Source organism: Collinsella sp., assembly GCF_052346665.1.
GTDB lineage: Bacteria > Actinomycetota > Coriobacteriia > Coriobacteriales > Coriobacteriaceae > Collinsella.
In genome coordinates this window covers 1-26535 of sequence record NZ_DAWDUX010000023.1, presented here as the reverse complement: position 1 = coordinate 26535, position 26535 = coordinate 1, and the positions used below count along the sequence as shown (strand labels likewise).

The window sequence follows — 26535 nt, the reverse complement described above, 5'->3', positions numbered from 1 at the left end:
CATCCCCATGCTCGACATCGTAGGCCACAGCTACGTGATGGCCAATGCCGCCGAGCACATGCATGCCCACGGCAAGTTCCTCGCCCCGAGCAACAACGAGGCGGGCGTGCTCACCGTCATCGACCGCATCATCGAGGCGATGGCATAAAGCCCCATCACGATCGACTCGCAAACCAAAACCGCGAAGCCCATCACCAGCAACATGCAGTCGATTAAAAATCGAGTTTCGCACCGCTGATGATGCGGAATGATCAGAAGCCAGAGGCCCAGCACCAGCCTCCACGCCCCTTCTTCCATCTACCAACGCACGGCCAGCGAGACTCTGCCGCGAATCGGACGAAAATGTAACGAATTCTCGAAGGGGTCGAGTAGACGGGGGTTTTGGCCTCCTGCCAACTGGGGTTTTACCATCCAGACCGGCCGTCTACTCGGGGCGTCTCGAAACTCGTTACAAAATCGAGCGATTCGCGGTAACTCGGCGGGAAAACCGCGATATCGCAAAGAGCTACTTCGCCTCTGCCCAGGTCTCGCCGATGCTGGCGTCCGCGATGAGGGGCACGCGGAGCTGAGCCACGCCCTCCATCTCCTCGCGCACCATGGCCACGAGCGCGTCGACCTCGGATGCCGGGCACTCGAAGTCCAACTCGTCATGCACCTGCAGAATCATCTTGGCGGCAAAGCCCTCGGCACGCAGTCGCTCGGCCACGCGCACCATGGCGATCTTGATGATGTCTGCAGCGGAGCCCTGCATCGGATGATTCATCGCCGTGCGTTCGCCGAACATGCGCTGCGCGGGCACGCGCAACTCAGGGATGGGGCGGCGGCGCCCGTACATGGTCTCGGCATATCCGGTCTGCTTCGCGAAGGCCACCGTCTCATCCAGGTATGTGCGCACGCCCGGGTACGCGCGGAAGTAGGCGTCGATCATCTCACGGGCCTCCGCCATGGGGATATCGAGCGTCTGCGACAGACCGTATGCCTGCTGGCCGTACACGATGCCGAAGTTCACCGCCTTGGCGCGGCTGCGCAGCTGCGGGGTCACCTCGTCAACCGCGACACCGAACACGCGCGCGGCGGTCTCGGCATGGAAGTCCTCGCCCTCGTTGAAGGCACTCACCAGATGCTCGTCGCCCGAGAGGTGCGCCAGCAGCCTCAGCTCGATCTGCGAGTAGTCGATGGCCACAAAGACCGAGCCCTCCTCCACCGAGAACGCCTTTTTGACCGCATGGCCCAGCTCGGAGCGAGTGGGGATGTTCTGCAGGTTGGGATTGGAGCTCGATAGGCGGCCCGTCGCGGTGATGGTCTGGTTGTAGGTTGTGTGTACGCGGCCGTCGTTGCGGCGCTGGCCGCCGAGGGTGTCCAGGTACGTCGACTTGATCTTGGTCTTCTCGCGGTACTCAAGGATGAGGCGGACGATCTCGTGGTCCTTCGCGAGATCCTCGAGGACCTTGGCGTTGGTGGAGTAGTAGCCGCGCTGGGTTTTCTTGAGGCCAGCCGTGGGCAAGCCGAGCTTGTCGAAGAGAATGCGGGAGAGCTGCATAGGGCTCGAGAGATTGAACTCCTCGCCACCCGCAAGCTCGCGAATGCGAAGCTCGAGCGACTGGATTTGACCAACGAGTTCCTCGGACTGCGCCGCCAATCGTGCGGGGTCGACGTACATGCCCGCGCGCTCCATGGACGCAAGCACGCGCACGAGCGGCATCTCGATCTTGGTGAAAATGTCCTCCGCGCCCTGAGCCCCAAGCGCGGCGGCGAGCGGCTCACGCAGGATGCGGGCGAGCCAGGCGGATCGAGCAGAGGCGCTCACGGCATCCGCCGGCGCGCCCGCCTCCCCCGCCGCGGGTGGCAACGAGGCATGCAGGTACGTCTCGGCAAGATAGGAATCGGCAAAATCCGAACGCACGGAATCGAGCAGGTACGCGGCAACCACCGTGTCAAATAACCGCGAAGAGTCAACCAGCAGCGGGTCCAGGAGCTCCGTCTCACTCGAATCGACGGGCGAGAGCTCGTGGAGCAACGCCTTAACGTCGCAAGAGATCACGCGCCCCTCGCTCAGGATATGATGCAGCACCCCAGGAATGACCCCCGCCGAGAGGTCAAGGTCGATCGTGGATATCGCACAGGGGCCGAGCGGTTCCTCGAATGACAGCAGGGCGCGGTCGGTGGCGACCCACAGGCGACGCGTCATGCCGAAGAGCGCTCCATCTTCCTTGTCATCCTCCATGGCGACACCCAGCCACTCGTCCGCATCGAGGGCACGACAGAGCTCGTCGAAGCACGCGTTCATCTCCTCAGATGCGGCCCGCTCTTCCTCATCGCCCTTCTGGGCCGCAGAGGCGTCGAGGGCAACACGCAGCACCTCGGGCATCTCCAGGCTCGTAGCCACAGGAGCCGAAGCGGCGCCTTCCCCGAGCAGCGCGAGGAAGCGGTTCTGCATCGCCATGATGCCGAGCTCACCCAGGGCGGCAGAAACGGACGACGCGTCGAACGCCGGGAACGCCACCTCGGTCAGGTCGCACTCGATGGGCGCGTCCGTCATGATCGTGGCGATCTTGCGGGAGATGAGCGCGTCATCGATGTGCGCGCGCAGGTTCTCGCCCATCTTGCCCTTGACCTCGTCGGCATGGGCAATAACCTCGTCCAAGCTGCCGTACCGGGCGATCAATGCGCTCGCCTTTTTGGGGCCGATGCCCGGCACGCCGGGAATGTTATCGGAAGAGTCGCCCTTGAGACCGTAGAAATCGGGTACGAGATTGGGCGTGATGCCATGGTAGAGGTCGTCCACGCTCTCGGGTGTCATGATAGCGATGTCGGAAAGGCCCTTGCGCGTGGAGACCACATGCACATGTTCTGTAACAAGTTGATACATATCGCGGTCACCGGTGACGAGATACATATCGCACTCCGCCTCTTCACCGCGGCGGGCGAGCGTACCCAGAATATCGTCGCCCTCCCAGCCTTCGAGCTCGATCACGGGGATCGAGAGGTTCTTCAGCAGTTCTTTGATCATGGGGAATTGGCTGCGAAGATTCGGATCCATGGGTGGACGCTGGGCCTTGTACTGGGGCAGCATCTCCATGCGGACCTTCGGACGGCCCTTGTCGAACGCGCAGACCACGCCGTCGGGCGAGAACTCGTCGACCATCTTAAGGAACATGTTGAGGAAGCCGAATACTGCGTTGGTGGGGCGGCCGTCCGGCGCGTTCATGGTGGGGGGCACAGCATGGAAGGCGCGGTGCATGAGCGAGTTGCCATCGATGACGGCGATGACGCGTCGGGCACGGGCAGGCGTGAAATCAGGCATGGAGGACCTCTCTCGTCCGTTTTCTCTCGCAAACCAGTCTACCCCACCGCCCGGACAAGTAGGCGCAGGCCGATAGATGGCAGTAGGCCCCGGAAGGACATCCCTCACTAAACATTCCACAGGATTTGCGCAAAGCGCAGATCCGAGGGCGTTTGGGGAGGGATGTCTTTCCGGGGCCGACCGAGCACGTCCGCTCGGCAAACCCTAGTTGAACTTGAAGATCTTAGACGCAAGATGGTACATACCGATGGTGGTCTTCTCTCCCAGCTTGCCCGGCAGGTTCGTGCCCCAGCCAATCACGCCGTGGCGCGCCTTGCGGTACATCTTCTCGTCATACGTGCGCAGATCGTTCCATAGGGCAGCAAGCTCATCATCGATGCCCGGCTTGTCGGAAAGCTTGGTGAACACCGAGCAGATGGCCATCATCATGGTGAAGTAACCCATCATGTAGGAGCGCAATTTCTCCTGTTCGACGTCCTCGTACAGGTGGTAGGACTCCATCATGATGCGCGTAATGCGGAACTGCTGGTCCAGGCGCTTGACCATAGTGGCCTCGTTTACGCTCTGACCCTCACGACCAATGAAGTAACGATACAGGTCGATGTCGGCGTAATAGAGAGTCTTGCAGTTGGGCAACGGCACGTACGCGTAGATATTGTCCACGTAGAAGGTGTGCGGTGGCATGGGGAGGTCGTGCCCGCGCAAGACATCCGTGCGGTAGCACAAAGAGTGCATGAGCAGGTTCTGATCGGGGCGGAAGCGCCCGATCTCCTCCCAGGAAAAGACCTTTTTGCGCGGCAACGCCATGCGATAGCTGATCGTGGTGTGCGTGCCCTCGTGAACCTTCTCGTACACGTAGTTCGAGATGAACAGGTCAACGCGCAGGTTACGCTCCTCAAATCCGCGAAGAATGGTGAGCATGGTGGAAAGCGCGGCGGCGTCGAGCCAGTCGTCGGAATCGACGACCTTGTAGTACGTACCCTGGGCTTCGCGCAGGCCGGCACGCACAGCCATGCCATGGCCGCCGTTCTCCTGATGCACCACGCGGACAATGCCCGGATACCGCGCCTCCCATTCATCTGCCTTGGCGCCCGTTTCGTCCTCCGAGCCGTCATCGACGATGATGATCTCGATGTCGGACGCGAACTTGGATCCCTCGAGGATTGAGGCGATGCAGTGATCCATATCCTTAGCGGCATTGTAACTGGGGATGCCAAAAGAGAGCACCTTGTGGCCCTCCCCCGCCGGCGTCACAGAAATCGTCCTGATGGGAAACGCGACGCGGGCAGCCTCGATATCGTAAGCAGTCGCAACGCAGGTCTGTTCGGTATTAGGCATGGCAGGCGATGATCTCGTCGGAGAGGTTAAGGGCGGAAGCGGTCACGGCATCCATATCGTAGTAACGATACTCGGCAAGACGGCCGACCGGGTGGAAATTCGTGATGTGCTGCACGCGCTCGAGATACCGCTCGTAGAGCTTGCGGTTGTCGGGGTCGAGAATCGCGTAGTACGGGGTCTGGCCGCTACCCGGCTCGTAAGCGTGGCTGTACTCCTTCATGATGGTGGTCTTGCCTTCGACCTCTTGCCCTGTCATGTTCTTGAACTCGGTGATACGCGTGAAGTCCTCGGACACCGTGTAGTTAACCGTGCCAACCGGCTGGAAGCGATCCATGTCGAGGGTCTCGAACTTCATGTCGAGCGTACGGTACGGCAGAGCGCCCAGATCAAGGTTGAACAGCTCATCAAGCGGACCGGTGTAGATGACCTCGCCACCGTAGACGTTGCCGCGAACCTTAACCGTGGTCTCGTCGAGCTCGAAGATGTCGCGTGCGTCGACACCACAGAACACATCGATGCAATCATGGTCGAGCATGTTCTCGAACAGGGCGGTGTAGCCTTCCGCGGGCATACCCTGGAAGGGGGCCTGGGGGAAGTAACGGTCATCGTCACCCACGAACACGGGGACGCGCGCAGTGACGGACGGATCGATCTCGTCGGGCGTCTGACCCCACTGCTTCATCGTGTAGTGCAGGAATACGTTCTCGTACACGTAGTCGGCGACCTCGGCCAGGTCCGGGTCGTTTTTCTCGCGAAGCTTCAGGATCGGAACCTTCACATCCTTGCCGAACGTGTCGACGAGCTTGTTGTAGAGCTCCTCACCGCGCTGATCGCCAAAAGCGAGCAACAGGCTCTTGTGGTTGAAGGGCACCGGCATGAACGTGCCGTGAACGTTGGCGAGCACTTTGTGCTGATAATCGGTCCACTCGGTGAAGCGGGAGAGGAAATTGTGCACGTTCTCGTTGAACGTATGGTAGATATGCGGGCCGTACATATGCACCAGAATCCCGGCCTCGTCGTAATAGTCATACGCGTTGCCGGCGATATGGTCGCGACGCTCCAAGACGGCGACGCGGAATCCGACGGTCTCGGCGAGGCGACGGGCGCACACGGCGCCGGCGTATCCCGCGCCGACGACGATCATGTCGTACGCGTTCGGGTTGAAGTCCTCCGGGAGACCGAAAGTGATCTGCATGACAGCTCCTTGCAGGCGGTGGCGACATCTCTTCCCATGAAGCGACGAGCGGGGTCGCCATGGCCCGCATATCGCGTTTTCATCCAAATGATTATAGCGGTCGAGTCATATAATTACCTCTGTCACACCAATAATGCTCATCGCGCGCAGCGGCACGCGATGAGCGATTCATTCTGAGGAGCGTACATGAGCGATTTCCTGAGCCGCATGAAAGCCACCGCCAAGGCGGATAAAAAGACCGTCGTCCTGCCCGAGGGCGAAGATCAGCGCACCATCGACGCAGCGAAGATCATCGTCGAGGAGGATCTCGCCAACCTGGTCATCTTGGGCGATCCCGATAAGATCGACGTCCCCGGCGTCACCGTGATCGACCCCAAGTGCGGCCCCAAGCACGAAGAGTACGCCCAGAAGTTCGCCGAGCTCCGCGCAAAGAAGGGCGTGACCATCGAACAGGCCCGCGCCCAAATGAACGACGCCACCTATTACGGCACCATGATGGTCAAGATGGGAGATGCAGACGGCCTCGTGTCCGGCGCCTGCCACTCCACCGCCGACACGCTGCGCCCCGCCCTGCAGATCCTCAAGACCGCCCCGGGCACCAAGCTCGTCTCCGCATTCTTCATCATGTGCACCCAGACCCCGCAGTTCGGCACCGACGGCACGCTGATCTTCGCCGACTGCGGCCTGAACATCAACCCCACCTCCGACGAGCTCTCCGAGATCGCCATCGCGTCCGCCAAGAGCTGGCAGACCTTCATGGGAGGTGCCGAGCCGCACGTGGCGCTACTCTCCTACTCCACCATGGGATCGGCTGGCGGCGAGGTCGCCAAGAAGGTCCAGGAGGCTGTGGCGTTCTGCAAGGACAAGGCTCCCGAGCTCGCCATCGACGGCGACCTTCAGCTCGATGCCGCCATCGTGCCCACCGTGGCGCAACTCAAGGCCCCGGGCTCCCCGGTCGCCGGCAAGGCGAACGTACTCGTGTTCCCCGACCTCGAGGCCGGCAACATCGGCTACAAGCTCGTGCAGCGTTTCGCCGGTGCGGATGCCTACGGCCCGATCCTGCAGGGCATCGCCAAACCGGTGAACGACCTGTCGCGCGGCTGCTCGGCCGAGGACATCGTGGGCGTGGTGGCCATCACGGCCGTTCAGGCTCAGATGGCCGAGTAAGCCTCCGATTCATCGCACGTGGCCATGGGGCCGGGCGTTGCTTTGGCAGCGCCCGGCCCTTTCCATATCAAAACGCAAGGTGCGGCCGAAACGACTACGGTTGCCCGCCAAAGGGTACAGATGTCATAACGGATGCCAAGGCGAGAGAAAGGGGCACCCATGTTGTTCAAGAACGTTTTGGTTCCCTTCGATGAGTCCGAGCACGCGCAGGCGGCGCTCCATCTTGCCATCGACTTCGTGGGGGACGACCCCACGGCGACGATCCATATCGTCACGGTCGTATCGAACGATATCATGCCGCCCTCGATGATCTCCGCCGCTGGTGCCTTTGGAGAGGTCCCCATCGACTACACGAGCTACGAGTCACTCCTCACCTCGATCGCCGAGCGCTCTGACCGCGAGCTGCGCGACAGCATCGGCAGCATCCTTGGCAAGGACCTAGATGCCATCAAGGCCAAGGTCGTCATTGATACGCGCCTGGCACCCTCCCCTGTGGACGGGATCACCAACTACGCCGCCGACCATCGCTGCGACCTCATCATCATGGGCCGGCGCGGCTTGGGCGCCCTGCGCGGCATGCTCGGCAGCGTGAGTTACGGCGTTCTGCGTTCGTCCGAGATTCCCGTCCTCACGGTCAAGTAGTCCCCAACTGAAAGCAGCCCCTCATGTGAGGGGCCGCTTCGCGTGATGCTCTGGTGAGCGAGGTTACTTGGCCAAGCGCTCGACGTCCAGCGAAATCATATACTCCTCGTCCGTGGGAATGACCACGACGGTGACGCTAGAGCCGGCAGCGGAAATGACGCCGCCCTTGCCGCCCACGCACTCCCTGTTCTTGGCGCGATCAACGCGAACGCCGAGCCACTCGAGGAACTCGCAGAACGCCTGACGGGTCGCCCAGTCGTTCTCGCCAATGCCACCAGCGAAGGTGATGGTGTCGACGCCGGCCATGGAGAAGATCATGGAGCCGGAGTGCAGCATCGCCTTGTAGGCGAACAGGTCGAGCGTGAACAGCGCCTTCTCGTCGCCCTCGAGCGCCGCCTCGCGAATGTCGCGCGCATCGCTCGTCTTCTCATACATGGCGAGGATACCGGACTGCTTGTTCATCATGGTATCGACCTCGTCGGCGGTGTAGCCACCCACGCGCTGCAGGTAGCAGACGGTGGCGGGGTCGATGGAGCCGCAGCGGGTGCCCATCATGAGGCCGTCGAGCGGGGTCAGGCCCATCGTGGTGTCGCGGCACACGCCGTCCTCGATGGCGCACAGGGAGCTGCCATTGCCCAAGTGGCAGGACAGCAGGCGGTGGCAGCGGTCGCCGAGCATCTCCTTGGCGGTCTTCCACTCATAGCGATGGCTCGTGCCGTGCGCGCCGTACTTGCGCACGTGGTACTTCTCGCGAACCTCGCGAGGCAGCGGGTAGGTGTAGGACATCTCGGGCATGCCCATGTGGAAGGAGGTGTCGAACACAGCGACGTTCGGAATACTCGGATAGGCATCGCGGCAGAACTCGATTACGCCGGCCTCAGCGTAGTTGTGCAGGGGGGCGAGGGGCGCCACCTCGTAGATCTTGGCGAGCACGTCGTCGTCAACGAGGGCAGAATCGGTGAAGTGCCAGCCGCCCTGGACGATACGATGGCCGATGGCGTCCATTTCGAAGCCATGCTCGTTGATAAGATCGATGACCATGCGAACGGCCGTGCCGTGATCGGGTAGAACAACGGCCTCCTTGGCCTTTTCCCCACCCTCGCTGTGACCGAAGATTCCCTCTTCGAGGCCGATCTTCTCGCAGTTGCCCTTGGTGAAGACCTCGCGAGTCTTGGTGTTCATGAGCTGGAACTTGAGACTCGAGCTACCGGCGTTGAGAACGAGGACGTTCATGACACTCCCTACAAATGATGCGCGGACAATCGTGCGTCGCGCAGGACGTTACAACGGTTCTATCATAGCGCGAATGTGCGCACGCAGGCATCCCACCGCGCGCACAACGCTATTTTGCATGCGGGCCCTGCGGCCTCAAATGAGTCCTTCGCCGAGCGGCTTGCCGCCGAGCACGTGCAAGTGAACGTGCATGACGGTTTGACCGGCGGCCTCGCCCTTGTTCGAAATCACGCGGAAGCCCTCATCGAGGCCCTTGATGCGGGCGACCTCGGCCACTGCGTGCATCATGGCGGCGAGCGTCTCGGCGGGAATGCCATCGATGATGTTGTCGTAGTGCTCCTTGGGAATCACGAGCGTGTGCGCGGGCGCCTGCGGGTTGAGGTCGTCAAACGCGATGACCAGGTCATCCTCGTAGACGATGGTCGAGGGGATCTCGTGGGCGGCAATTTTGCAGAAGATGCAGTCGGACATGGGGCTCCTTTCAATTGTGTTCCCGTGTCGGCAAGGGGGGCATATCGACCCGTGCTCAAACAGTCCTGGCTCGCACGGACCGTCCACCGGACGGTCCGGCTCGTGCGGAACTGCGCGCGGGACGATATGCCCCCTACCGACAAACGACGTCCCCCTCGATTATCGCATCGAAAGGGCGACTACGGGTTGAGGGGATGGCTCTTAGAGGTTGAGGCTGTCGGCGTCATCCGCGGGCTCACCCGGGACAAGCTGATCGGTACCGTCGACATCTTGCAGCAGGACGGAGACCTTTTGCTCGGCCGCTGCCAGACGACCGCGGAGGCTCTTGAGAAGCTCCACGCCGCGCGTGTAGCTCTCGAGTGATTCCTCGAGCTCCATATCACCTGACTCGAGACTGCGGATGATAAGCTCAAGCTCGGTGGACGCCTCCTTGTAGGTAAGCTCCTCAACGTTCTTGCGATCTGCCATGTTCTTCTCCTTACTCGGCGCCACTCCGGGCAACGCGTAGCTTCCTGTATCTTCTCGGCTTATTTCCCAGCATGTGTGATGTTGCGGACAGATGCACTCACTTCGCCGTCGGCCATGCGTACCCGCACTTCGTCACCCGGCGCGAACACGTCCACGCTCGTCGCGACGCGCCCGGCACCGTCGTAGGCGATGGAGTACCCGCGGCCGAGGACCTTGAGCGGCGAGAGCGCATCGAGTGCTGCCGCGTTTTTCCCCAGATCCGCCACGGGGCCGCTCAAGATGATCGAACCCTTGGCACGTAGCTTAGAGGTGTACAGGTCCAGGGCGTGACGTTTGACGCCCAGACCGGAAACGCTCGCCTCCAGGCGCGGTGCCAGGCGGTCGAGCGCACCGGTAAAGCGCTCCTGCGAGCGGTCGCACACGACGGCGAATCGATCCGCCGTCTGCGCGAGCTCGGCACGGCGACGATCGACGACATTCGTGGGGTCGACCAGGCACGGACGCGACGCATAGCCATCGACCTCGAGTGCAAGACGCTCGAGCCGCATGGACATCGCGCGGGAGATCCTCCCCAACATGCCCTCACATTCCGCATCCGCGGAAGCGGTAAGCGATACCAGGGAGCGCTGCAGCCGCTGCTCACGCATATTCAGCACATTAACGAGTTCGGCGAACTCGGGGGCCACCGACTCCGCCGCCGCTGTGGGTGTGGAGCACCGGCGGTCGCTCACCATATCGCAAATCGAATTGTCGGGCTCGTGTCCGATGCCGGTCACCACGGGCACGGGACTGGCCGCGACGGCGCGGGCGAGGGACTCGTCGTTGAAGGTCATGAGATCCTCGAAGGAACCACCACCGCGAACGAGCAGGATGCAATCGGGTGCGGGCGAAATCGCGGCCGCACGGCGCAGCCCCTCGATGAGCTCGGCGGGAGCACCCTCCCCTTGGACCTTCGCCCCCACACAGACGACCTCGACCAGCGGGTTGCGGCGGCGCAGCGTGCGCTTGACATCGTTGACGACGGCACCGGATAGCGACGTGACGACGGCGATGCGCGTGCAAAAGACCGGAATGCGGCGCTTGCGCTCGGGTTCCATGAGGCCCTCGCGGCGCAGCTTCTCCGCAAGTTGGGCAACCTGCTGACGAAGCAGGCCCTCCCCCGCCAAGGTGAAGGAGCTCGCCTTGAAGCTCATCTTCCCCGTGGGCTTGTACAGGTCGAACGTCCCCGTGAACAGCACTTGCAGGCCGTCGCGCAAATCAAAGGCGCGCTTGTCGTACGTGCCCTTCCACACGATGCAATCGAGCGCCGCAGACTCGTCCTTGATCTGAAAATAGCAATGGCCGCTACGAGCGTTTGGACCGCGAAAGCCGGTCACCTCGCCGAGCACGGTGATCTTGGGAATGTCGTGGAGCGCACCGGCGGCGAGCTCTGCCGCTTGCGAGACGGAAAGCGCGTCCTCATCGGGCACCGCGGAAGGTGCCTCGGGCGAGGAGCCCGTCAGGTTCCACGCGTTCATATGCCCTCCTCTCACTCGTATCTTCGAACTCGAACCAGTGTAGCAACGCGTGCGGACAAAACGAAGCACCGCGTGAGCGAGCAGAACCGCACCCGGGCACGCGCCATCCGCCTCGCGGGCGCGTTCCGCCCTCTTGCGGCCGCGCCACGCCCCCTCGCAGCCACGCGCCCCGAGCACGGCCACACAACGGTGCGTGGGGCACCGCGCAGGGGCTGCTCACGTATGGCTGCTCGCGAAGGGCTACTCGTCGCGATTCCTGTTGGTGCGGGCGAGCAGATAGAGCAGCTGCATCACGCTGGCAAGCGCTGCCGCCACGTAGGTGAGGGCGGCTGCGGTGAGCACCTTGCGGGCACCGCGAACGTTGACCTCGCTCATGCCCGAACGCTCGATATAGGCCACCGCACGGCGGCTGGCGTCAATCTCGACGGGGAGCGTAACCAGCTGGAAGATGACGGAGAACGCGAACAGTGCGATGGCGAACGTGGTGAGTCCGGCCACATTCATCATGATGCCGAGTAAGAACACGATGGTCCAAATGTTCTGGGTGAAGTTCACCACGGGCACAAGCGCATGACGGACCTTCATCATAAAATACCCGCTCTCGCGTTGCGCGGCGTGGCCCGCCTCGTGGCAGGCGACCGCGACACTCGCGACCGATCCGCCGCTGAGGTTCTCTCGGGAGAGGTAGAGGTTGTTATCGCGCGGGTCGTAGTGGTCGGACAGGTGACCCGAGGTGCCCCTGATGCCCACGCGACCGCACCCGAGGTCGTCGAGCATGCGACGCGCAACCTGCTCGCCCGTCTCCCCGTCCGAGGCGACTTTGGACCAGCGACGATAGGTCGAGTTGACGTAGTTTTGCGCCATCAGGCCGATAACCGTGGTAACCAGCACGATAACGAGATACAACGGGTCAAATCCAAACCCGTAGCCATATCCATAGCCGTAGTAAGGCATCTGCGAATCCTTTCAAGCACGCGTCCATTCGCACATGCAGGTAGTTCTACCCAAAACAGCGCCCAAGGCGCGGGAGATGGGCGCCCACAATGAAAAGAGAACCAAAAGGGGGTAGGAATGTCGAAAAACGAGGGCGAGAGAGGCTCGATTTTCGACATTCCTACCCTCTACGCAGCGCAAACGGGGACGATTGCGCAATGCGGACGGGGGCGATGAACCCTCCGCTCTTTCAATTGCCGGGCAGACTAGAAGTCCACGGCTCCCTCGCCAGCCATCCACTCGGCCTGGAACTCGGCGTAGCGGCCTTCGATGATGGCCTGACGCGCGCGACGCATGAGGTCGAGCAGGAAGTAAATGTTGTGCTGGGACAGCAGAATGCCGCCGAGCATCTCCTTCTGTGTGACCATGTGGCGGATGAGCGCGCGAGAGTAGCCGCCGGTGCACACCGGGCAGGTGCACTTCTCGTCGATGGGGCGCGGGTCCTTCGCGAACTTGGCGTTCTTGAGATTCATGCGGCCGGTACTGGAGAACGCCGTGCCCATACGGCCGGTACGCGTGGGCAGGACGCAGTCGAACATGTCGATGCCGCAGCCCACGCCGCGCACGAGCGTAGTGGGGTTGCCCACGCCCATGAGGTAGCGGGGCTTGCGGCGCGGCATGTGCTCGGACACGAGCGGCTCGAGCGTCTCGAACATGACCTCGTGGGGCTCGCCCACGGAATAGCCGCCGATGCCGTAGCCGGGAAAGTCGCCGATCTCCTCGAGGTGCTTGAGGGAGCGCAAGCGCAGATCGAGGTGCATGCCGCCCTGGACGATGCCGAACAGGGCCTGGTCGTCGCGGGTATGGGCCTTGTAGCAGCGCTCGGCCCACATGCTGGAGAGCTCGACGGCGCGCTCCACGAACTTGCGCGTGGCGGGGTACCCGGGGCACTGGTCGAGCTGCATGCAGATATCGCTGCCGAGCTTCATGGCGATTTCCATGTTGTCCTCGGGCGTCCAGAAGACGTGAGAGCCGTCGTAATCGGTGGCGATGAAGCGCACACCCTCGTCGGTGAGCTTGACTGCGTCGGAATGGGAGAAGATCTGGAAGCCACCCGAGTCCGTGAGGATGGGGCCGTGCCAATTCATGAAGTCGTGCAGGCCCCCGAGCTCCGCCACGGTGTCCGCGCCGGGGCGCATGGCGAGGTGATAGGTATTGGCGAGCACGATCTGGGCGCCAAGGTCCTTGACCGTCTCGGTGGGGATGCCCTTGACGTTCGCCTTGGTGCCCACCGGCATGAAAATCGGGGTCTCGATATCACCGTGCGGCGTGTGTAGAATGCCCGCACGGGCATGCGTCTTGGGGTCTTCGGCGACGATCTCGTACTTGAACAGGGACTGATCCATGAAACGGCTCCTCGGTTATTCGGTGCCGGGCGCACACGGGGCGATCACCCTTCCGTGCGAGGCGCTCCCGCGAAGGGGACCTCGCATCCGCGCGCCGGCGGCACCGCGCGATATCAGCCGCTTATTGTACTATCGGGCACGCCCTTTCCGCGCACTCCCGCCTGAGCAGCACAAAATATGTCTGTCCAAACCCTTTTACATCTGTCGTTTTGCCTACTCCGCGCCCGGTAGTCCGTTATTTGCGCCGCGGTTGGGACGCTTGAGAGAGAGGAGCTGATCGCGCACCTGCTCGCACTGGGAAATCGCCTTGTCAACGCGCCCCTTCGACTCCATGATGCGCTGCTGGACCATGGCGTCCATGAAGGCGTTGTCGAACAGCCAGTCGGCAGTGAGGAGGAAGTCGCCGACGTCGGGGCCGAGCCCGGCGAAGCCCTGAACGTCATCCAGCCCGTCTGCCAGGCGTGCCAGTGACGCTTGAGCAGCGGAGAGGTGGCGGCGCGCGGCCTGCATCTTGTCGTGCTTAATCAGTGAACTAAAGAATCCCCCACCGAAGATGTCAAACCATCCCCAGTTGCCGGCGCTCTTGAGATCACGCGCCGCGGCGTCAAGGCAGTTAAGCGCGTCCTCCACCGCCGTGAGCGCCTCATCAATCTCGATATCCTGACGTGCCATCGTCTTCCCTTCCAAGTCGGTTGCTCAATTCTACCCGCTATGGACCCGTTCGTTCTTCCAAGCGCAGGGATGGCGGCATTGCATGCACCAGCCGATGGCAAATCAGCCGACTCCGAGTGCGCGAGACGCGCCACGAGCATACGGAACGGGCGAGAGACAGGACAAGTTGAGGTTTTTCGTATCGATATCGAGAAATAGAAAGTAGCGACAACAGTGGCAAGCGCATGACCTGTGGCGATTATGGACGCAGAGCCGCCCCTACTTCACGAAACCAATTTTCAATACGAAAAAGCTCAAGTTTGTGAGCAATGAGCGACTTGCGAGCCGCTTCGGCCACGGGAAAGGCGGCTTGCGTGCCGTTTCGACCATGGAAAGGCGGCTCAGACTTACGGGCAGTCGGCTCACCCTTGCGGAAAGGCGGCTCGCCTCGCCTCGCGAAGCCATGCAAAAGCCTCCCACCCCCAGCTTTTGCCTCTTGCCGGGAAATGGGAGGCCGAATGCGGGTCCGTCCGACCGAATCGCACGCCAATCCAGTCGCCCCTTGCCAATGGGAACATGAACGCATCGATTACAACCCAAAGCACGCCTTGATTCCACCCGTCAAAGGCGGTAACGATTCGGTGCTAGGCCGTTCGCCGGGGGCGATTGCCACATCGGCATCAGGTCCGCCGATGTGGCCTTGCAACGCAGTCTTGCCTTACGGGCGCTGGCCCATGCCGCCCTCAAGTGTGAGGGTCTCGCCGTTCATGTACTTGAAGTCGGGTCCGCACAGCTGAACGACGACGCGGCCGATCTCGGTCTCGACGTCACCGTAGTGGCCCGCCGGCGGCATGTGGACGTTGGCCTCGAAGGCCTCAGGATACGCGTTCTGGAAGTTCTCCAGCTGGGCGGTCCAGGCAAGCGGGCAGACGATGTTGACGTTGACGCCGTCCTTGCCCCACTCGTTCGCGGCAACGCGCGTCAGGCCGCGGATGCCCTCCTTGGCGGCGGCGTAGGAACACTGACCGTAATTGCCGAACAGGCCGGCACCGGAGGCGAAGTTCACCACGGAGCCCTTGGCCTCTTTAAGATGCGGATAGCACTTCTGCATGTAGAGGAACGTCGCGTACAGTCCGGAGTACAGGGCCAGGTCGAACTGCTCCATGGTGTGGTCGGCAATGGTGACACCGGATGCAGAGGCCTGGGCGTTGTTCACGAGCGCGTCGATACGACCGAACTTGGCAATCGCCTCGTCGATGACGTGCTGCACGATAGCCTCATTGTCCTGGCCGGCGGAGACGTCTGCCTGGACGGGAAGGACCTCGATGCCGTACTCGGCCTCGAGCGATTCCTTGGCCGCCTCGAGCTTTGCCACGTTGCGGCCAGTGATGACGAGGTTGGCGCCCTCCTTGGCGAATGCGATGTCAATGCCGTAACCGATGGATCCGGCGGAACCATCCTGGAGCGTGGCCTTGCCGCCACCCGTGACGATTACGGTCTTACCGGTGAAAAGCCCCATGTCTTTCTCCTCTCAATTAATTATTGCGCAGGCAACTGCACACAACTACCGCAACCATACCCCTCTTACACCTCACGCAATCAAAGCCGGCAACGCTGTTCGTTAAGCGGCGTTCCGCGATTCGCCAAACGGATAAACAAGACCGCCCATTCCCAGAGGCAGCGCTAAGACAAGTATGCGAAAACGTCTTGGAATCAAGGTAGCCAAAGCCATGCGTCCGCACCGCGCCGTATGATAGAGCCATACGAACGGCGGGCATCGACCGCATGCGAAAGGGGCACCATGAGCGAACGTGACGATATGCAGCCTGTTGATGCGACGTCAAACCCAAACGACGAGACGGCAACCAACAGCGACTCAGCCAAAGAAGTACACGCAGATGGGGTCGCAGTCGAGCCCGAAAACCGAGCCATTGAGCCGACCGGTTCGGCCCGTTCGGCCAATTCGACAGGTTCGGCCATCTCGGCTGATTCGACCGGCGCGACCGGCACCACCGAGCCAGCCGGCTCAACCGATTTGGCCAACATGCCTGACCGGACAGAAACCAACGCCGCGCGGGCAGTAGGTGCGTTCTTTGCAGAGGGCGTGGCGAGCATGAAGGAGATGAGCGCAGCCCATCGCGCTCACAGCGAGGCGCGCGGAGAGCTCGAGCGCCTGGACAACACCATAGCCGCTCGCGAACGCGAACTCGCGCGCCGCCGCGACATCGAGTCGCGCCATGACGAGATCGTCGCAGAAGAAACAGCTCGCAAGAACGCCGCCGTTCAGGCACGTGAGGCCGCCGAGGAGCGTCGCGCCGCAATAGCCGCAGAAGTCGCCGAACTCAAAAACAACCTGGAGAAGATGCGAGACGAGGACGCCTCCGTTGAGCGTCGCCTCAAGTCCGCCGTCGATGCGGCGGAGGACAAGGAGCGGTCATCGCGCGAATCCGGCAAACGCCTTCAGCGTCGGCTCGATGATGCGCAGGCGAATCTCGAGCGTACGGTCAAGGAGCACGACGAAGGCGTCTCGGCCGCACAGCAGACGGTCAAGAGCGCCGAGTCGCTGCTGGCGACGCTCAATGCCGAATACGCCGAGATCCAGCGCAACCCTTCCGCCAATCCCGCTGGGTACTCCGTGCGCAAACGCGAGCTCGAAGATGAGATCTCCGACGCGGCGTGCGCGCTGCGAACGGCAAAGGATGACGTTCCGCGCATCGAACAAGAAACCCAAGCGGCAATTGACGAGGCTCGCGCCGCCGTCGCCGAGGCAGAGAAGCCCATGGCGTCGGCACGCGAGGCATTCAACGCCGTCGCAGCGGCGGCGGACCGCGCGCGAGATGCGTACAGCGAGGCGAAAGATGACGCCGAGAAGCGTCAGAAAAAACTGCGTGGCGAGATTTCCGAACGCGAAAAGGAGGCAAAAGCCGAAGAGCACGCCGCCCAAGTTGCGCAAAAGGAGGCGGACGCCGCCCAATCGACGCTTGATGAAGCCAATGAGATCCACGCGCATCCCGAGGCGACCGTATCTCTTGCCCATGCCCTCGAGGCAGATCGTGCCGAGCGCATTGACCGCGTCGCCGAAGTCGAGGAGCTCGCCGCCGCCGAAAAGACCGTCCGCGAGCGCACGCGAGGGGCGCGCTTGAAGCTCGTACTTGCAATTGCCAGCATCGTGCTCGTCGTGGTGCTCATGCTGGTTTGGACGTATCTCGCCCAATAGCCCCATTGCCCCGACGTGACGGCGGCAATCACGCAAAAGCCCGGCCCCCGCTATGAGGAGCCGGGCTTCGACTTGAGCCAAGGGGCCATCGGCCCTAGCGACGGCGCGAACGCGACGCTACTCCACGACCTCGACGAGCTCGATGTCGAAGTTAAGATCGCAGCCTGCCAGCTCGTGGTTGGCGTCGAGCTTGACGCCCTCGGGCGAGACCTCGACGACCGTCACGGGCACGGGCATACCGCCGGGACCCTGCAGGAAGAGCTTCATGCCGACCTCGATCTTCTCGAAATCCGGCACCTGATCGGCCGGGAAGAAGAGGATCATGTCCTCGGAGCGCTCACCGTACGCCTCGGCGGCCGGGATGTGGACGGTCTTCTTCTCGCCCACCTCCATGTCGAGCACGGCGGCGTCGAAGCCCTTGATCATCTGGCCGGCGCCGGCCACGAACTCGATGGGCTCGCCGCGATCGTAGCTGGAATCGAACTGGGTGCCGTCGTCGAGCGTGCCGCGGTAGTGGGCCTTGACCGTCTTACCCTGGTTGGACATGTGCATCCTCTTTCAATCGTAGTAATCCCCGCCCGGATGAAGGCGGAAGGCTTGCAAAATGGCCGAAGGCGAGTTCAGGCCTCCCCGCCGGCACGTTGAACCACTATACCCGAGGCTCGAGCAGCTCATGCAGTATGCGCTCCCGATTATTGATAAAGAGCTCCGTGACCTGATAGCTCTCAGTCTCCTCGTAACCGATCTCATGCAACTCACCATCGTCAAATGAGATGATGCGCGCACCCGGAAGCCCCAAGAGAATGGGCGAGTGCGTGGCCACGATGAGCTGGCTGCCGTGATGTGCAAGCTGGTCCATCTCGTACAGCAAGGTCAGCTGCCGCGCAGGCGAAAGGGCCGCCTCGGGCTCATCGAGAAAATACAGGCCATTGTCCCTGGAGCCGTCTTGGATGAATCCGAGAAACGCCTCCCCATGGCTCATCTCGTGCAGCGGGACCTTTGCGCCTGTAACGGGATTCGTGTACATCGCACCCGGAAGTCCCGGCCTCATGCTGCACCGATCGGCCTCGGACGCGACGTTATAGAAGCTCTCCGCCCGCAAAAAGAAGCTGCTGCGCGGCGCCAAACGCCCCCGCTCCATGTAAATGCCCTCGTGGAGGACGGAATGGGAATCCCTCGTGGCAAACGTGTAGTTGGACGTGCCTCCCTCGGCGTTGAGGCCATACGCGACCGCCATGGCCTCGAGCAGGGTCGACTTACCCGACCCGTTCTCGCCAACGAAAAACGTGACGTTCGAGTCGAAGGCGAGCGAACGCTCGCCCAGCGACGCGAGCGCGGAGATACGGCGCAGGTACTCGTCTCCGTGGACAAGCTCCCACAGAATCGAAACGGAAGATATGAACAGCTCACCATCGAGCATGACGCCCCCTATCGTCCGTGCCCCAAATGCTGTCATTGTACGCGCACGCCAAGACAAAGCCCTCCGTCACGATGAGATGACAGAGGGCTTTCGTCACATGAGGCAGTTCGTTGGTTACTCGGCAGACCCTTTCGCCTCGGCGTTCTTCTTCGGCGGGAGCACCAGGTTCAAGATGATGCCCACGAGCGTGGAGGTGGCCATGCCGGGCAGGGTATAGTCGCCCAACGGGATGGCAATGCCCGCGGTCTCCATGCCCACGCCCAGGATGATGACAACCGAAGCGATCATGAGGTTGCGGTTCACGTCGAAATCCACGCCATTGGACACGAGCATGCGCAGGCCGTTGGAGGCAATGAGGCCGAACAGCAGCAGGCACACGCCGCCCATGACCGGGCTCGGGATGGAGTTGATGAGCGCAGCGAGCTTGGGGCACAGGCCGCCGACGATGAGCGCGAATCCGCCCGCGTACCAGAAGATCTGGGTGGAGTAGACGCGCGTGACGCTCATGACGCCGATGTTCTCGGCATACGTGGTGGTGGGAGGACCTCCCAGGAAGCCCGAGATCATGGTGGACAGGCCGTCGCCGGCGAGTGAGCGCGGCAGCAGCGGGCGATAGTCCTTGTCGACAATCTCGCCCACGGCGAGCAGGTGGCCGATATGTTCGATGACCGTGACCACGGCGACCGGCGCGATGAGCGCGATGGCGCCCATGTCGAACTTGGGGAAGCTGATGCTGGGCAGGCCGATCCATGCGGCCTGGGCGATGGGCGCGAAATCCACCATGCCGAACGCCACGGCGACCGCATAGCCCACGATGATGGCGAGCAGCACCGGCACCGTGCCGACGATGCCGCCGCGCCCGGAAAAGATCACCGCCGCGAGCAGCGTGACGGCGGCGACCAGGGCGCCCTGCGGGTTGAACACCGATGCACCCGCGGCGTCGGTACCCATAAAGGCCATGTTGGCGGCGGTGGCGGACAGACCCACGCCGATGACCACCATGACGGAGGCAACGAGCACGGGCGGCAGCAGGCGGTCAAGCCAGCCCGTGCCGACGAGCTTGATGATGCCCGCCACCACGAGGAACACTGCGCCCGCCACAATCACACCGGACATGGCGGCGTCGAGGCCGCGCGTGGCGCCCACCGCGAGGATGGGGCTGATGAAGGCGAACGAGCTGCCCAGATAGCTGGGAATCTTGTTGCCGGTCACGAGCAGGTAGCAGATGGTGCCGATGCCCGAGCACATGATGGCGACGTTGGGATCGAGGCCGGTCAGCACGGGTACGAGCACCGTGGAGCCGAACATGCTCATCATGTGCTGGATTCCCAGCGGAATGGCGCGCGCCGGGGAGACCCGGTCGTCGACGCCGATGACCTCGCGTTCGCGGTGGCTCATGGGCGGTCCTTTCTGTAGGCGACAGTTCAGTCTATGGTACCGTGTAACCCGCAACAGAAGTGCGACGACGCGCGCAAGCTAGAAGAGTTTGCGCAGCGATGTGATACGGACTGCAGCTGATCCATCCGTCTCGCCCCGCGACTCGCTGCACCCCAGTTCACGTCAGCCACGTAACCCGCGGCCGAGGCCGCTCGTCCATACGCGGTGCACCAGCGGCGCGACAAGGCGCCACCAACCAAAGGCCCGCCGACCTCGAAAGGAGCCCGCAACGCATGAGCGACACCCGCCTCGTCCTCACCCTGCACGCCGATGGGCTCGAGATCCCCGTCAAGGTCACTCGCAAACACGTAAAGAACCTCAACCTGCGCGTCCGCGGCGACGGGTCGGTCGCACTCAGCATTCCACAGCGCCTCTCCTTCACCCGCGCGCAGGCGTTTCTGGACTGCAAGGCAAGCTGGATAATCGAACGCGTCCGCCGCGCCCAGATGCGGAACACGCGTATTTCCCCAACCGAGGGGGAAAGCGATGGCGATGGACGAACCTCGTACCCGCTGTGGGGAGACCTCACGCCCCTCGGCTTCGATCACGGCAGTCAAGACTTCATCGACAACCTCTACCGCGAAGAACTGGGGCGCGTCCTTCCCCGCATCGCTGCTCGACTGGAGCGGAGGATGGGCGTCCGCGCCTCGCGGTGGAGCATCCGCACGATGAAAACCCGATGGGGCTCGTGCACCCCGTCCACAGGCGCCATTCGCATCAACGCTCGCCTCGCCGCCTATCCGCCCGAATGCCTTGAGTTCGTGGTCGCCCATGAACTCGTCCACCTGCTGGAACCCAGCCACAACGCACGCTTCCACGCATTACTCGACGAATTCTGCCCCGACAACCGGGCTCTCGCCCAGCGTCTCAGGCAAGGCCCCGTTTCGCCTGACACGGAGAAGCGGAGCGATCACGACGACGAGCTCGAGGCAAAACTGCCTATGGCTGATTTGTAATTACCCCGGCATATCTCCCACAATGAAAAGGACGCCTCCGAAGAGACGTCCCTGCTGCAAATTGAGTTGCTTGTTACGAGCGAACGAATCGCCCCTCGAAACTCGAAGCTACTCCTCGACGAGCTCGAACTGATCCGGGCCAACGCCGCAGACGGGGCAGACATAATCCTCGGGCAGCTCGGGAGTGTCGACCTCGACCTCGAAACCGCAAACAACGCAAACGAACTTGTAAGTCTTGTCAGCCATGATTGGCTCCTTTCACAGGCGATTGAACGTAGGTTGAGTATACCCAAGTTTACCGAACATGAGACACGCCAAGCTTCCCATGAACGATCTCGGATCTCCCTCAAACGTTCCGATATGTTATCGGAATGGTTTCCTATTATCAAGCAGTTTCTCTAAGGATGCGACGCATCGGGCAGCGCGCAGTAACCGTCCCGCTAGACTTCAAGCCGGCCATGCCAGCGGGGACGCTACCCCTGATACGAACTCGCTTTGGGGGGCGTCTTGCCTTTGAGCGTGCTGTGGTAGTAAGCATACGTGAGAGGAGGCTCATCGGAAAGCCGCTCGGCTTGCACGACCTCGCCGACGAACAGATAATGTGTCCCCACGTCGACGCTGTCGATCAGCTTGCATGCATATACCGCGCACGCGTGCTCCGGACAATAGGGGCTCCCCACCTCCGAGATTGCCGTCTCGTATTTCTCGAATTTGTCATAGGTGTCACTGGAGCGAAAGCCGAAGTTGCCGATGTAGGGCATGTCCGCCGTTTGATCGATTGCGGTAACTGTGAACGCCCCCGCCTTTGCGATGACCCCAGATGTCACGTTGTCCTTGTGCACCGCGACGGTCATGCGAATGGGCTCGGCGGTCACCTGCACCGCCGTATTGACCACGCATCCCGCCTTGGTGCCGTCCGCCTCTGCAGACACGACATACAACCCATAGCTCATCGCGAACATCGCCGTGGAATCGATAGCCATGACATTCCCCTTTCTCAAATGTCTCGCGTGCCACGCGCTTATCACCAGTATAGGGATTACAAAGGCGCGGGGACGGTCGCATCCGTATGAGTCGGTGGGAGGGACGTCGAACGCGTCCGCGCAGGCAGCGTCCATTGCATGGGCATCGAATGCCGAGAGCCTCAAACGCAAACGGGCACCCGATCGCACATGGGTGCCCGTCTGAAGGAAAATGGGCGATTACCGGCTACGTTGCTTGAGAGCCCGATCGATCTCGCGCTGCACGTCGCGCTTGGCCATGTCCTCGCGCTTGTCGTACAGCTTCTTACCTCGGCCAAGGCCAAGCAGAAGCTTGACACGGCCATCCTCGTTGAAATACAACTCCAAGGGCACGAGCGCCACCCCGCGCGTGCGCAGTTTACCGTCGAGATAGTCGATCTGCTTGCGGTGAAGCAGCAGCTTGCGACGGCGATCGGGATCACGGTTGAAAATCGATCCGTTGGAATACGGATGAATGTGCACGTTATGAAGCCAGCACTCGCCGTTGCGGATAAGGGCGAAGGAGTCCGTGATCTGACAGGCGCGTTCACGCAGGCTGCGTCCCTCGGTACCGGCAAGCTCGACCCCACACTCGAAGGTCTCGTCAATAAAGTACTCATGATGAGCCGAACGGTTCTTGGCGATAAGCTTCTTTTCCCTGCGCGGCTTACGAGCAAATCCGTCTGCCATAGTTACTCACCTCCCTGTTCGTTGGAAAGCTCCGCGTCAGACTCGCGAATGAGGCGAAGGAGGGCCTCACACGCCGGAGCTCCGACCAAATCGCGGGCGAGCAGGGTGAGGCGCGTGGCCTCATTGCGGTCGCCCTCATCGGCCGCGTCCGTTGCGCACATGAGCAGGCACACGGCGATCTCGGCATTGGCACCGGTTGCCAGGCCCTCCCCCTCGACCGCAGCGTTCGCATCGGCATCGGAGAGCTCGGCGAGTTCGGGATGCTCACGGTCAAGGTGCGAGGCGAGAGCCGTGGCGGCGGCGTCATCGGCGCACGCGCGAATCGCCGCCCGACGGCAACCCTCCGCGGCGGGGAGCTTATCGCAAGACAGGAAAAAATGGCCCAAATTCGCAAAGGCACGCGCAAGCGCTTGCGGAGTCGTGGCACGCTCGAGAACTGAAGCCGAAAGCGCCGCCCACTCCCTGGTGTCCCCGAGCGCACGATAGACCTCGGCGAGGTTCAGGCGGTGGGCGCAATTCATGGGATTCCAGCGCACGGCCTGCTTGAGCGCATCGCGCGCAAGCTCATAGTCGCGTTTTTGCACGTACACATAGGCAAGTGCCGCATAGAGACGATCGAGCGGAGCGTCTACCTGCGTGAGCTCGCGGGGATCCTGCTCCACGCGACGATAGGCAAGACGCTCGAACGGGTTGGCAAAGCTGAACCATTGGCGTGCCTCGGTGGCGATGCAAGCGGTATCGGCATACTCACCAGCCTCGGCGGCAAGTTCCTCGAGCAGCATGCGCGCCGTATCGAGCTCGCCTTCCGCCAGCAGATCCTCGGCATAATCGATGTCATGCGCCGCAATGGGCATATCCATGGTGTCCTCCTAGAAAAGAGTCGAGGCTTCAGTGTAGCGCAGAAGCGTACAGGTACGAAACACACGAAAGACCCGGTGCCGGACGCCCCATCTCATCGGCATACGGGAGCCCTCACGGGCTAGCGATTGGGGCCCTCGATATGGATGAGTTTGAAATCCAGGTGCCCACGCAACACGTCGACGGAAGCCACCTCGATTATCGCACGCTGCCCGAGCTCGATCACCGTGCCACTCGATTCACCCACAAGACGCAGGCGGATGTCGTCGTACTCCCACCACTCGGCACCAAGCGCCGCCATGCGCATCAGGCCTTCGGCACCCGTGTCATCCAAACGCACGAATGCGCCCATGTCCGAAATCCACGAAACCGTTCCAGCAAAGCGCTCCCCCACGCGCCCCGCGAAGAACTGTGCGACCTTGATTTTTTGCGAGGCCGTCGCCGCCGCGTCGGCAGCACGCTCGTTGTCGCTCGCCTGTCGGCAGAGTGCGGAACACACCTGCACGAGCGACTGGGGACCCTTGCCCACGAGACGGGGGGATCGGGTCGCAGCCTCCTTTTTCCCCAGCTCCCGCTTGGCAAGTGCCACTTTGAGCACGCGATGCACCATAAGGTCGGGGTAACGGCGGATGGGGCTCGTGAAGTGACAGTACGCGCGGGCACCGAGCGCATAGTGCCCGCCGTTCTCCGACCGGTACACAGCACGCTGCTGAGCACGCAGGAGCAGGGCGTTCACCAGCGGTGCCATCGGCGAGCCATGGGCATCGACGACCGCGCTGGCGATGGCACGCGGCTCCCCCAGCATGATGCCCGCTGCAAGACCACCCTCAAGTGCACCGAGTTCGGTGAGCGTCTTGACGGCAGAGGCTAGCGTGTCTGCCGAGGGCTCCTCATGCACGCGGTACGCCGCAGTCAGATTGTGGTCGGAGAGGAACTCAGCGACGCATTCGTTGGCGAGCAACATCGCCTCTTCAACCAAGCTGGTGGCGGCACTACGTTCGCGCGTGACGATGTCGATGGGAATGCCCTCGTCATCCAAGAGCACGTGAACCTCGGACGTCTCGAAGTCGATCGAGCCGCGCTTACGACGAACCTCACGCCGAGCGCAGGCAAGCGCGTCTGCGTTTCTGAGGAAGGAGGCGAGGGCGACGCCAGAGACGCGAGCAGCGTCGAGGGCGGCGTGGGCACGGCGAACGGTCGCAGCGTCCGCCGTGCCAGGTTCAGGCGTCCGTGGGCAATCAAGCGCGTCGCCGGCCCCACAGCCCGGTCCTCCATGAACGGGCGCGGGCACAGAGTCGTCTACAGCAGACGCCGCAGCGGGAACATCTCCAGCAAGCAGGTTGTCTGCCGCACCGTAATCCAAGCGCACGCGCGAGCGAATCACGCTCGGATACGCTTCATACGCACGAACGCGGCCCCGCGCGTCGAGTTCGATATCGACGGTAAAGGCGAGCCGGTCCTCATTGGGCCGCAGCGAGCACAAATCGTTGCACAGGCGCTCGGGAAGCATGGGCAACACGCGGTCGGCAAGGTACACCGATGTCGAGCGGCGACGCGCCTCCAGGTCAATCGAGCTTTCCCAGTCAACGTAATGGGACACGTCAGCGATGTGCACGCCGAGCATCCACCCGCCACGCACGGTGCGCGCAACGGAGATCGCGTCGTCAAAATCACGAGCATCGACGGGGTCGATCGTGATGGCGAACCTATCGCGGATATCGCGACGCAGCGGATCGGCCAAAGCGGCATCGACATCGACCGAGAGCCCCGCGGCCTCATCGATCGCTTCCTGAGGGCACCCGTCCGTAAGTCCATACCGCGCCATGATGCACTCGATGCCCAGGCTCGGCTCGTTGGCATCGCCGATACGGCGCTCGATGGTGACCACACCGGCCTCCGCACGGGAAGGATATTCGACGATGTGCGCTGCGACGATATCGCCTGGCGTGACCTTGAGACGCGCAGGGGAGTCATCAGAGGGAAGGACGAAGAAATCCTGCTTGATGCGCGCGTCGAGCGGACGTACGGCGCCCAGAGGACCAGCCAGCTCGAAGGTGCCCACAACGGCCTCGGCCGCACGCTCGATCACGTGCTCCACAACCGCGCGACGAGCTCCGCCGCGACCGCGATGCAAGCTTACGTACACACGGTCGCCAGGCATCGCCTCGCGCATCGAGCGCGAGCCCAAGCGGTACGTACCCTCCGCTGTCTCGACCTCGGCGCGCGAGTCATACACGCGCACCGTCCCCGTGAGCCCCGGCAACCGCCGCGACCGAGCAGGCCCGTGCCGTCCGTTCTTCCCGCGCTTTCCTCTACCCATGCATTCCTCTCGTCCAAATAGAGCCGATTCAAACCAGCTCTCTTGTACCCAAACCCAAGGGTGCCCGACAAACCCTCAACCGAACCTCAGGTCACTGCACACCAGCCCCGTCCCCGGCAAAACCCGAGGCCGCCACAACAAAGACCCCGTCAGACCCAACGTCAACCCCACAACACCAAACCCCCGCCACCACGCGCGCAGCGCCGTGAGAGCAGGAGACCCCCTGGGTCATCCCTAAGTAAACATTCCGCAGGCCGCCGAGCAAAGCTCGCCGGCCGAGGACGTTTACGTTGGATGACCCAGGGGGTCTC

The 26535-nt window shown here is 62.4% G+C and carries 24 protein-coding genes; 5 read left to right on the top strand and 19 right to left on the bottom strand.

Translation table 11 applies throughout. The annotated features are described in order from the left end of the window. Window positions 1-7: 7 nt before the first annotated feature. On the top strand, window positions 8-148 hold the full coding sequence (locus tag ACT8II_RS05690; RefSeq protein ID WP_443813285.1) for an HAD hydrolase family protein: 141 nt from the start codon (window positions 8-10) through the stop codon (window positions 146-148). A 357-nt stretch (window positions 149-505) separates the two neighbouring features. On the opposite strand, the gene polA is transcribed toward ACT8II_RS05690, so the two are convergent. From polA to glf, 3 genes are all read right to left on the bottom strand, one after another. Beyond that, entirely contained in the window at window positions 506-3304 is a 2799-nt protein-coding gene (gene polA, locus ACT8II_RS05685) for a DNA polymerase I (RefSeq protein WP_294122555.1), read from the bottom strand. A gap of 204 nt (window positions 3305-3508) precedes the next feature. Further along, a complete protein-coding gene (locus ACT8II_RS05680; RefSeq protein WP_443813279.1) occupies window positions 3509-4642 on the bottom strand; it encodes a glycosyltransferase family 2 protein in 1134 nt (377 codons plus the stop codon). Continuing rightward, window positions 4635-5837, bottom strand: a complete 1203-nt coding sequence (glf, locus tag ACT8II_RS05675) for a UDP-galactopyranose mutase (RefSeq protein ID WP_118653566.1) — start codon at window positions 5835-5837, stop codon at window positions 4635-4637. Before glf ends, ACT8II_RS05680 begins: the two co-directional genes overlap by 8 nt. Window positions 5838-6023: 186 nt before the next feature. On the opposite strand from glf, the gene pta reads away from it, so the two are divergent. Further along, window positions 6024-7004 (top strand): phosphate acetyltransferase, encoded by a 981-nt coding sequence (gene pta / locus ACT8II_RS05670; protein ID WP_118653567.1) that lies wholly within the window; start codon window positions 6024-6026, stop codon window positions 7002-7004. 159 nt (window positions 7005-7163) lie between these two features. Then, window positions 7164-7646 carry a universal stress protein gene (locus ACT8II_RS05665; RefSeq protein ID WP_118653568.1) on the top strand — a complete coding sequence of 161 codons (483 nt, stop codon included), beginning with the start codon at window positions 7164-7166 and terminating at the stop codon, window positions 7644-7646. Between the two features lie 63 nt (window positions 7647-7709). On the opposite strand, the gene ACT8II_RS05660 is transcribed toward ACT8II_RS05665, so the two are convergent. The 8 genes from ACT8II_RS05660 to ACT8II_RS05625 form a co-directional block, all read right to left on the bottom strand. After that, the gene (locus ACT8II_RS05660) at window positions 7710-8879 is read right to left on the bottom strand and encodes an acetate/propionate family kinase (RefSeq protein ID WP_294122551.1); all 1170 of its coding nucleotides are present in this window, start codon (window positions 8877-8879) and stop codon (window positions 7710-7712) included. Between the two features lie 135 nt (window positions 8880-9014). Beyond that, entirely contained in the window at window positions 9015-9350 is a 336-nt protein-coding gene (locus ACT8II_RS05655; RefSeq protein ID WP_294122549.1) for an HIT family protein, read from the bottom strand. Between the two features lie 201 nt (window positions 9351-9551). Then, the gene (gene xseB, locus ACT8II_RS05650) at window positions 9552-9818 is read right to left on the bottom strand and encodes an exodeoxyribonuclease VII small subunit (protein ID WP_294122546.1); all 267 of its coding nucleotides are present in this window, start codon (window positions 9816-9818) and stop codon (window positions 9552-9554) included. Between the two features lie 59 nt (window positions 9819-9877). Further along, window positions 9878-11335, bottom strand: a complete 1458-nt coding sequence (gene xseA, locus ACT8II_RS05645) for an exodeoxyribonuclease VII large subunit (RefSeq protein ID WP_304292353.1) — start codon at window positions 11333-11335, stop codon at window positions 9878-9880. A gap of 240 nt (window positions 11336-11575) precedes the next feature. Continuing rightward, window positions 11576-12289 (bottom strand): zinc metallopeptidase, encoded by a 714-nt coding sequence (locus ACT8II_RS05640; RefSeq protein ID WP_302741701.1) that lies wholly within the window; start codon window positions 12287-12289, stop codon window positions 11576-11578. A gap of 245 nt (window positions 12290-12534) precedes the next feature. Beyond that, window positions 12535-13674: a tRNA guanosine(34) transglycosylase Tgt gene (tgt, locus tag ACT8II_RS05635; RefSeq protein ID WP_317439980.1), complete on the bottom strand. Its 1140-nt coding sequence runs from the start codon at window positions 13672-13674 to the stop codon at window positions 12535-12537. 213 nt (window positions 13675-13887) lie between these two features. Then, complete coding sequence (locus ACT8II_RS05630; RefSeq protein ID WP_294122536.1) at window positions 13888-14346, bottom strand: hypothetical protein; 459 nt, start codon at window positions 14344-14346, stop codon at window positions 13888-13890. A 697-nt stretch (window positions 14347-15043) separates the two neighbouring features. Next, window positions 15044-15844 (bottom strand): SDR family NAD(P)-dependent oxidoreductase, encoded by an 801-nt coding sequence (locus ACT8II_RS05625; protein ID WP_294122533.1) that lies wholly within the window; start codon window positions 15842-15844, stop codon window positions 15044-15046. 282 nt (window positions 15845-16126) lie between these two features. Between ACT8II_RS05625 and ACT8II_RS05620 the strand changes: the two genes are divergently transcribed. Then, window positions 16127-17542 (top strand): hypothetical protein, encoded by a 1416-nt coding sequence (locus ACT8II_RS05620; RefSeq protein ID WP_294159497.1) that lies wholly within the window; start codon window positions 16127-16129, stop codon window positions 17540-17542. A gap of 117 nt (window positions 17543-17659) precedes the next feature. Here ACT8II_RS05620 and ACT8II_RS05615 read toward each other — a convergent pair whose 3' ends face one another. The 3 genes from ACT8II_RS05615 to ACT8II_RS05605 form a co-directional block, all read right to left on the bottom strand. Continuing rightward, entirely contained in the window at window positions 17660-18088 is a 429-nt protein-coding gene (locus tag ACT8II_RS05615) for an FKBP-type peptidyl-prolyl cis-trans isomerase (RefSeq protein ID WP_039910319.1), read from the bottom strand. A 103-nt stretch (window positions 18089-18191) separates the two neighbouring features. Further along, complete coding sequence (locus ACT8II_RS05610; RefSeq protein ID WP_294159499.1) at window positions 18192-18962, bottom strand: AAA family ATPase; 771 nt, start codon at window positions 18960-18962, stop codon at window positions 18192-18194. 114 nt (window positions 18963-19076) lie between these two features. Beyond that, window positions 19077-20360, bottom strand: a complete 1284-nt coding sequence (locus ACT8II_RS05605; protein ID WP_412108072.1) for a uracil-xanthine permease family protein — start codon at window positions 20358-20360, stop codon at window positions 19077-19079. Between the two features lie 272 nt (window positions 20361-20632). Here ACT8II_RS05605 and ACT8II_RS05600 point away from each other — a divergent pair, with 272 nt between their 5' ends. Then, window positions 20633-21355 carry a M48 family metallopeptidase gene (locus tag ACT8II_RS05600; protein ID WP_294159502.1) on the top strand — a complete coding sequence of 241 codons (723 nt, stop codon included), beginning with the start codon at window positions 20633-20635 and terminating at the stop codon, window positions 21353-21355. A 108-nt stretch (window positions 21356-21463) separates the two neighbouring features. Here the strand turns inward: ACT8II_RS05600 and ACT8II_RS05595 are convergent, their stop codons facing one another. The 5 genes from ACT8II_RS05595 to ACT8II_RS05575 all read right to left on the bottom strand — a co-directional run bounded on the left by ACT8II_RS05595 (window position 21464) and on the right by ACT8II_RS05575 (window position 26224). Next, entirely contained in the window at window positions 21464-21601 is a 138-nt protein-coding gene (locus ACT8II_RS05595) for a rubredoxin-like domain-containing protein (RefSeq protein WP_118653581.1), read from the bottom strand. Window positions 21602-21828: 227 nt separating this feature from the next. Then, the gene (locus tag ACT8II_RS05590; protein WP_199588894.1) at window positions 21829-22338 is read right to left on the bottom strand and encodes a flavin reductase family protein; all 510 of its coding nucleotides are present in this window, start codon (window positions 22336-22338) and stop codon (window positions 21829-21831) included. A gap of 219 nt (window positions 22339-22557) precedes the next feature. Further along, entirely contained in the window at window positions 22558-23046 is a 489-nt protein-coding gene (gene smpB / locus ACT8II_RS05585) for an SsrA-binding protein SmpB (protein WP_443813275.1), read from the bottom strand. Between the two features lie 2 nt (window positions 23047-23048). Next, window positions 23049-23906 carry a tetratricopeptide repeat protein gene (locus tag ACT8II_RS05580; RefSeq protein ID WP_118653583.1) on the bottom strand — a complete coding sequence of 286 codons (858 nt, stop codon included), beginning with the start codon at window positions 23904-23906 and terminating at the stop codon, window positions 23049-23051. 119 nt (window positions 23907-24025) lie between these two features. Beyond that, window positions 24026-26224 (bottom strand): ribonuclease R family protein, encoded by a 2199-nt coding sequence (locus ACT8II_RS05575; RefSeq protein ID WP_443813272.1) that lies wholly within the window; start codon window positions 26222-26224, stop codon window positions 24026-24028. Window positions 26225-26535: the final 311 nt, after the last annotated feature.

What these genes read in the sequence shown, in the direction of transcription:
- ACT8II_RS05690 (WP_443813285.1), top strand. Translation starts at nt 8, where the DNA reads ATGCTCGACATCGTAGGCCACAGCTACGTGATGGCCAATGCCGCCGAG.
- polA (WP_294122555.1), bottom strand. Translation starts at nt 3,304, where the DNA reads ATGCCTGATTTCACGCCTGCCCGTGCCCGACGCGTCATCGCCGTCATC.
- ACT8II_RS05680 (WP_443813279.1), bottom strand. Translation starts at nt 4,642, where the DNA reads ATGCCTAATACCGAACAGACCTGCGTTGCGACTGCTTACGATATCGAG.
- glf (WP_118653566.1), bottom strand. Translation starts at nt 5,837, where the DNA reads ATGCAGATCACTTTCGGTCTCCCGGAGGACTTCAACCCGAACGCGTAC.
- pta (WP_118653567.1), top strand. Translation starts at nt 6,024, where the DNA reads ATGAGCGATTTCCTGAGCCGCATGAAAGCCACCGCCAAGGCGGATAAA.
- ACT8II_RS05665 (WP_118653568.1), top strand. Translation starts at nt 7,164, where the DNA reads ATGTTGTTCAAGAACGTTTTGGTTCCCTTCGATGAGTCCGAGCACGCG.
- ACT8II_RS05660 (WP_294122551.1), bottom strand. Translation starts at nt 8,879, where the DNA reads ATGAACGTCCTCGTTCTCAACGCCGGTAGCTCGAGTCTCAAGTTCCAG.
- ACT8II_RS05655 (WP_294122549.1), bottom strand. Translation starts at nt 9,350, where the DNA reads ATGTCCGACTGCATCTTCTGCAAAATTGCCGCCCACGAGATCCCCTCG.
- xseB (WP_294122546.1), bottom strand. Translation starts at nt 9,818, where the DNA reads ATGGCAGATCGCAAGAACGTTGAGGAGCTTACCTACAAGGAGGCGTCC.
- xseA (WP_304292353.1), bottom strand. Translation starts at nt 11,335, where the DNA reads ATGAACGCGTGGAACCTGACGGGCTCCTCGCCCGAGGCACCTTCCGCG.
- ACT8II_RS05640 (WP_302741701.1), bottom strand. Translation starts at nt 12,289, where the DNA reads ATGCCTTACTACGGCTATGGATATGGCTACGGGTTTGGATTTGACCCG.
- tgt (WP_317439980.1), bottom strand. Translation starts at nt 13,674, where the DNA reads ATGGATCAGTCCCTGTTCAAGTACGAGATCGTCGCCGAAGACCCCAAG.
- ACT8II_RS05630 (WP_294122536.1), bottom strand. Translation starts at nt 14,346, where the DNA reads ATGGCACGTCAGGATATCGAGATTGATGAGGCGCTCACGGCGGTGGAG.
- ACT8II_RS05625 (WP_294122533.1), bottom strand. Translation starts at nt 15,844, where the DNA reads ATGGGGCTTTTCACCGGTAAGACCGTAATCGTCACGGGTGGCGGCAAG.
- ACT8II_RS05620 (WP_294159497.1), top strand. Translation starts at nt 16,127, where the DNA reads ATGAGCGAACGTGACGATATGCAGCCTGTTGATGCGACGTCAAACCCA.
- ACT8II_RS05615 (WP_039910319.1), bottom strand. Translation starts at nt 18,088, where the DNA reads ATGTCCAACCAGGGTAAGACGGTCAAGGCCCACTACCGCGGCACGCTC.
- ACT8II_RS05610 (WP_294159499.1), bottom strand. Translation starts at nt 18,962, where the DNA reads ATGCTCGATGGTGAGCTGTTCATATCTTCCGTTTCGATTCTGTGGGAG.
- ACT8II_RS05605 (WP_412108072.1), bottom strand. Translation starts at nt 20,360, where the DNA reads ATGAGCCACCGCGAACGCGAGGTCATCGGCGTCGACGACCGGGTCTCC.
- ACT8II_RS05600 (WP_294159502.1), top strand. Translation starts at nt 20,633, where the DNA reads ATGAGCGACACCCGCCTCGTCCTCACCCTGCACGCCGATGGGCTCGAG.
- ACT8II_RS05595 (WP_118653581.1), bottom strand. Translation starts at nt 21,601, where the DNA reads ATGGCTGACAAGACTTACAAGTTCGTTTGCGTTGTTTGCGGTTTCGAG.
- ACT8II_RS05590 (WP_199588894.1), bottom strand. Translation starts at nt 22,338, where the DNA reads ATGGCTATCGATTCCACGGCGATGTTCGCGATGAGCTATGGGTTGTAT.
- smpB (WP_443813275.1), bottom strand. Translation starts at nt 23,046, where the DNA reads ATGGCAGACGGATTTGCTCGTAAGCCGCGCAGGGAAAAGAAGCTTATC.
- ACT8II_RS05580 (WP_118653583.1), bottom strand. Translation starts at nt 23,906, where the DNA reads ATGGATATGCCCATTGCGGCGCATGACATCGATTATGCCGAGGATCTG.
- ACT8II_RS05575 (WP_443813272.1), bottom strand. Translation starts at nt 26,224, where the DNA reads ATGGGTAGAGGAAAGCGCGGGAAGAACGGACGGCACGGGCCTGCTCGG.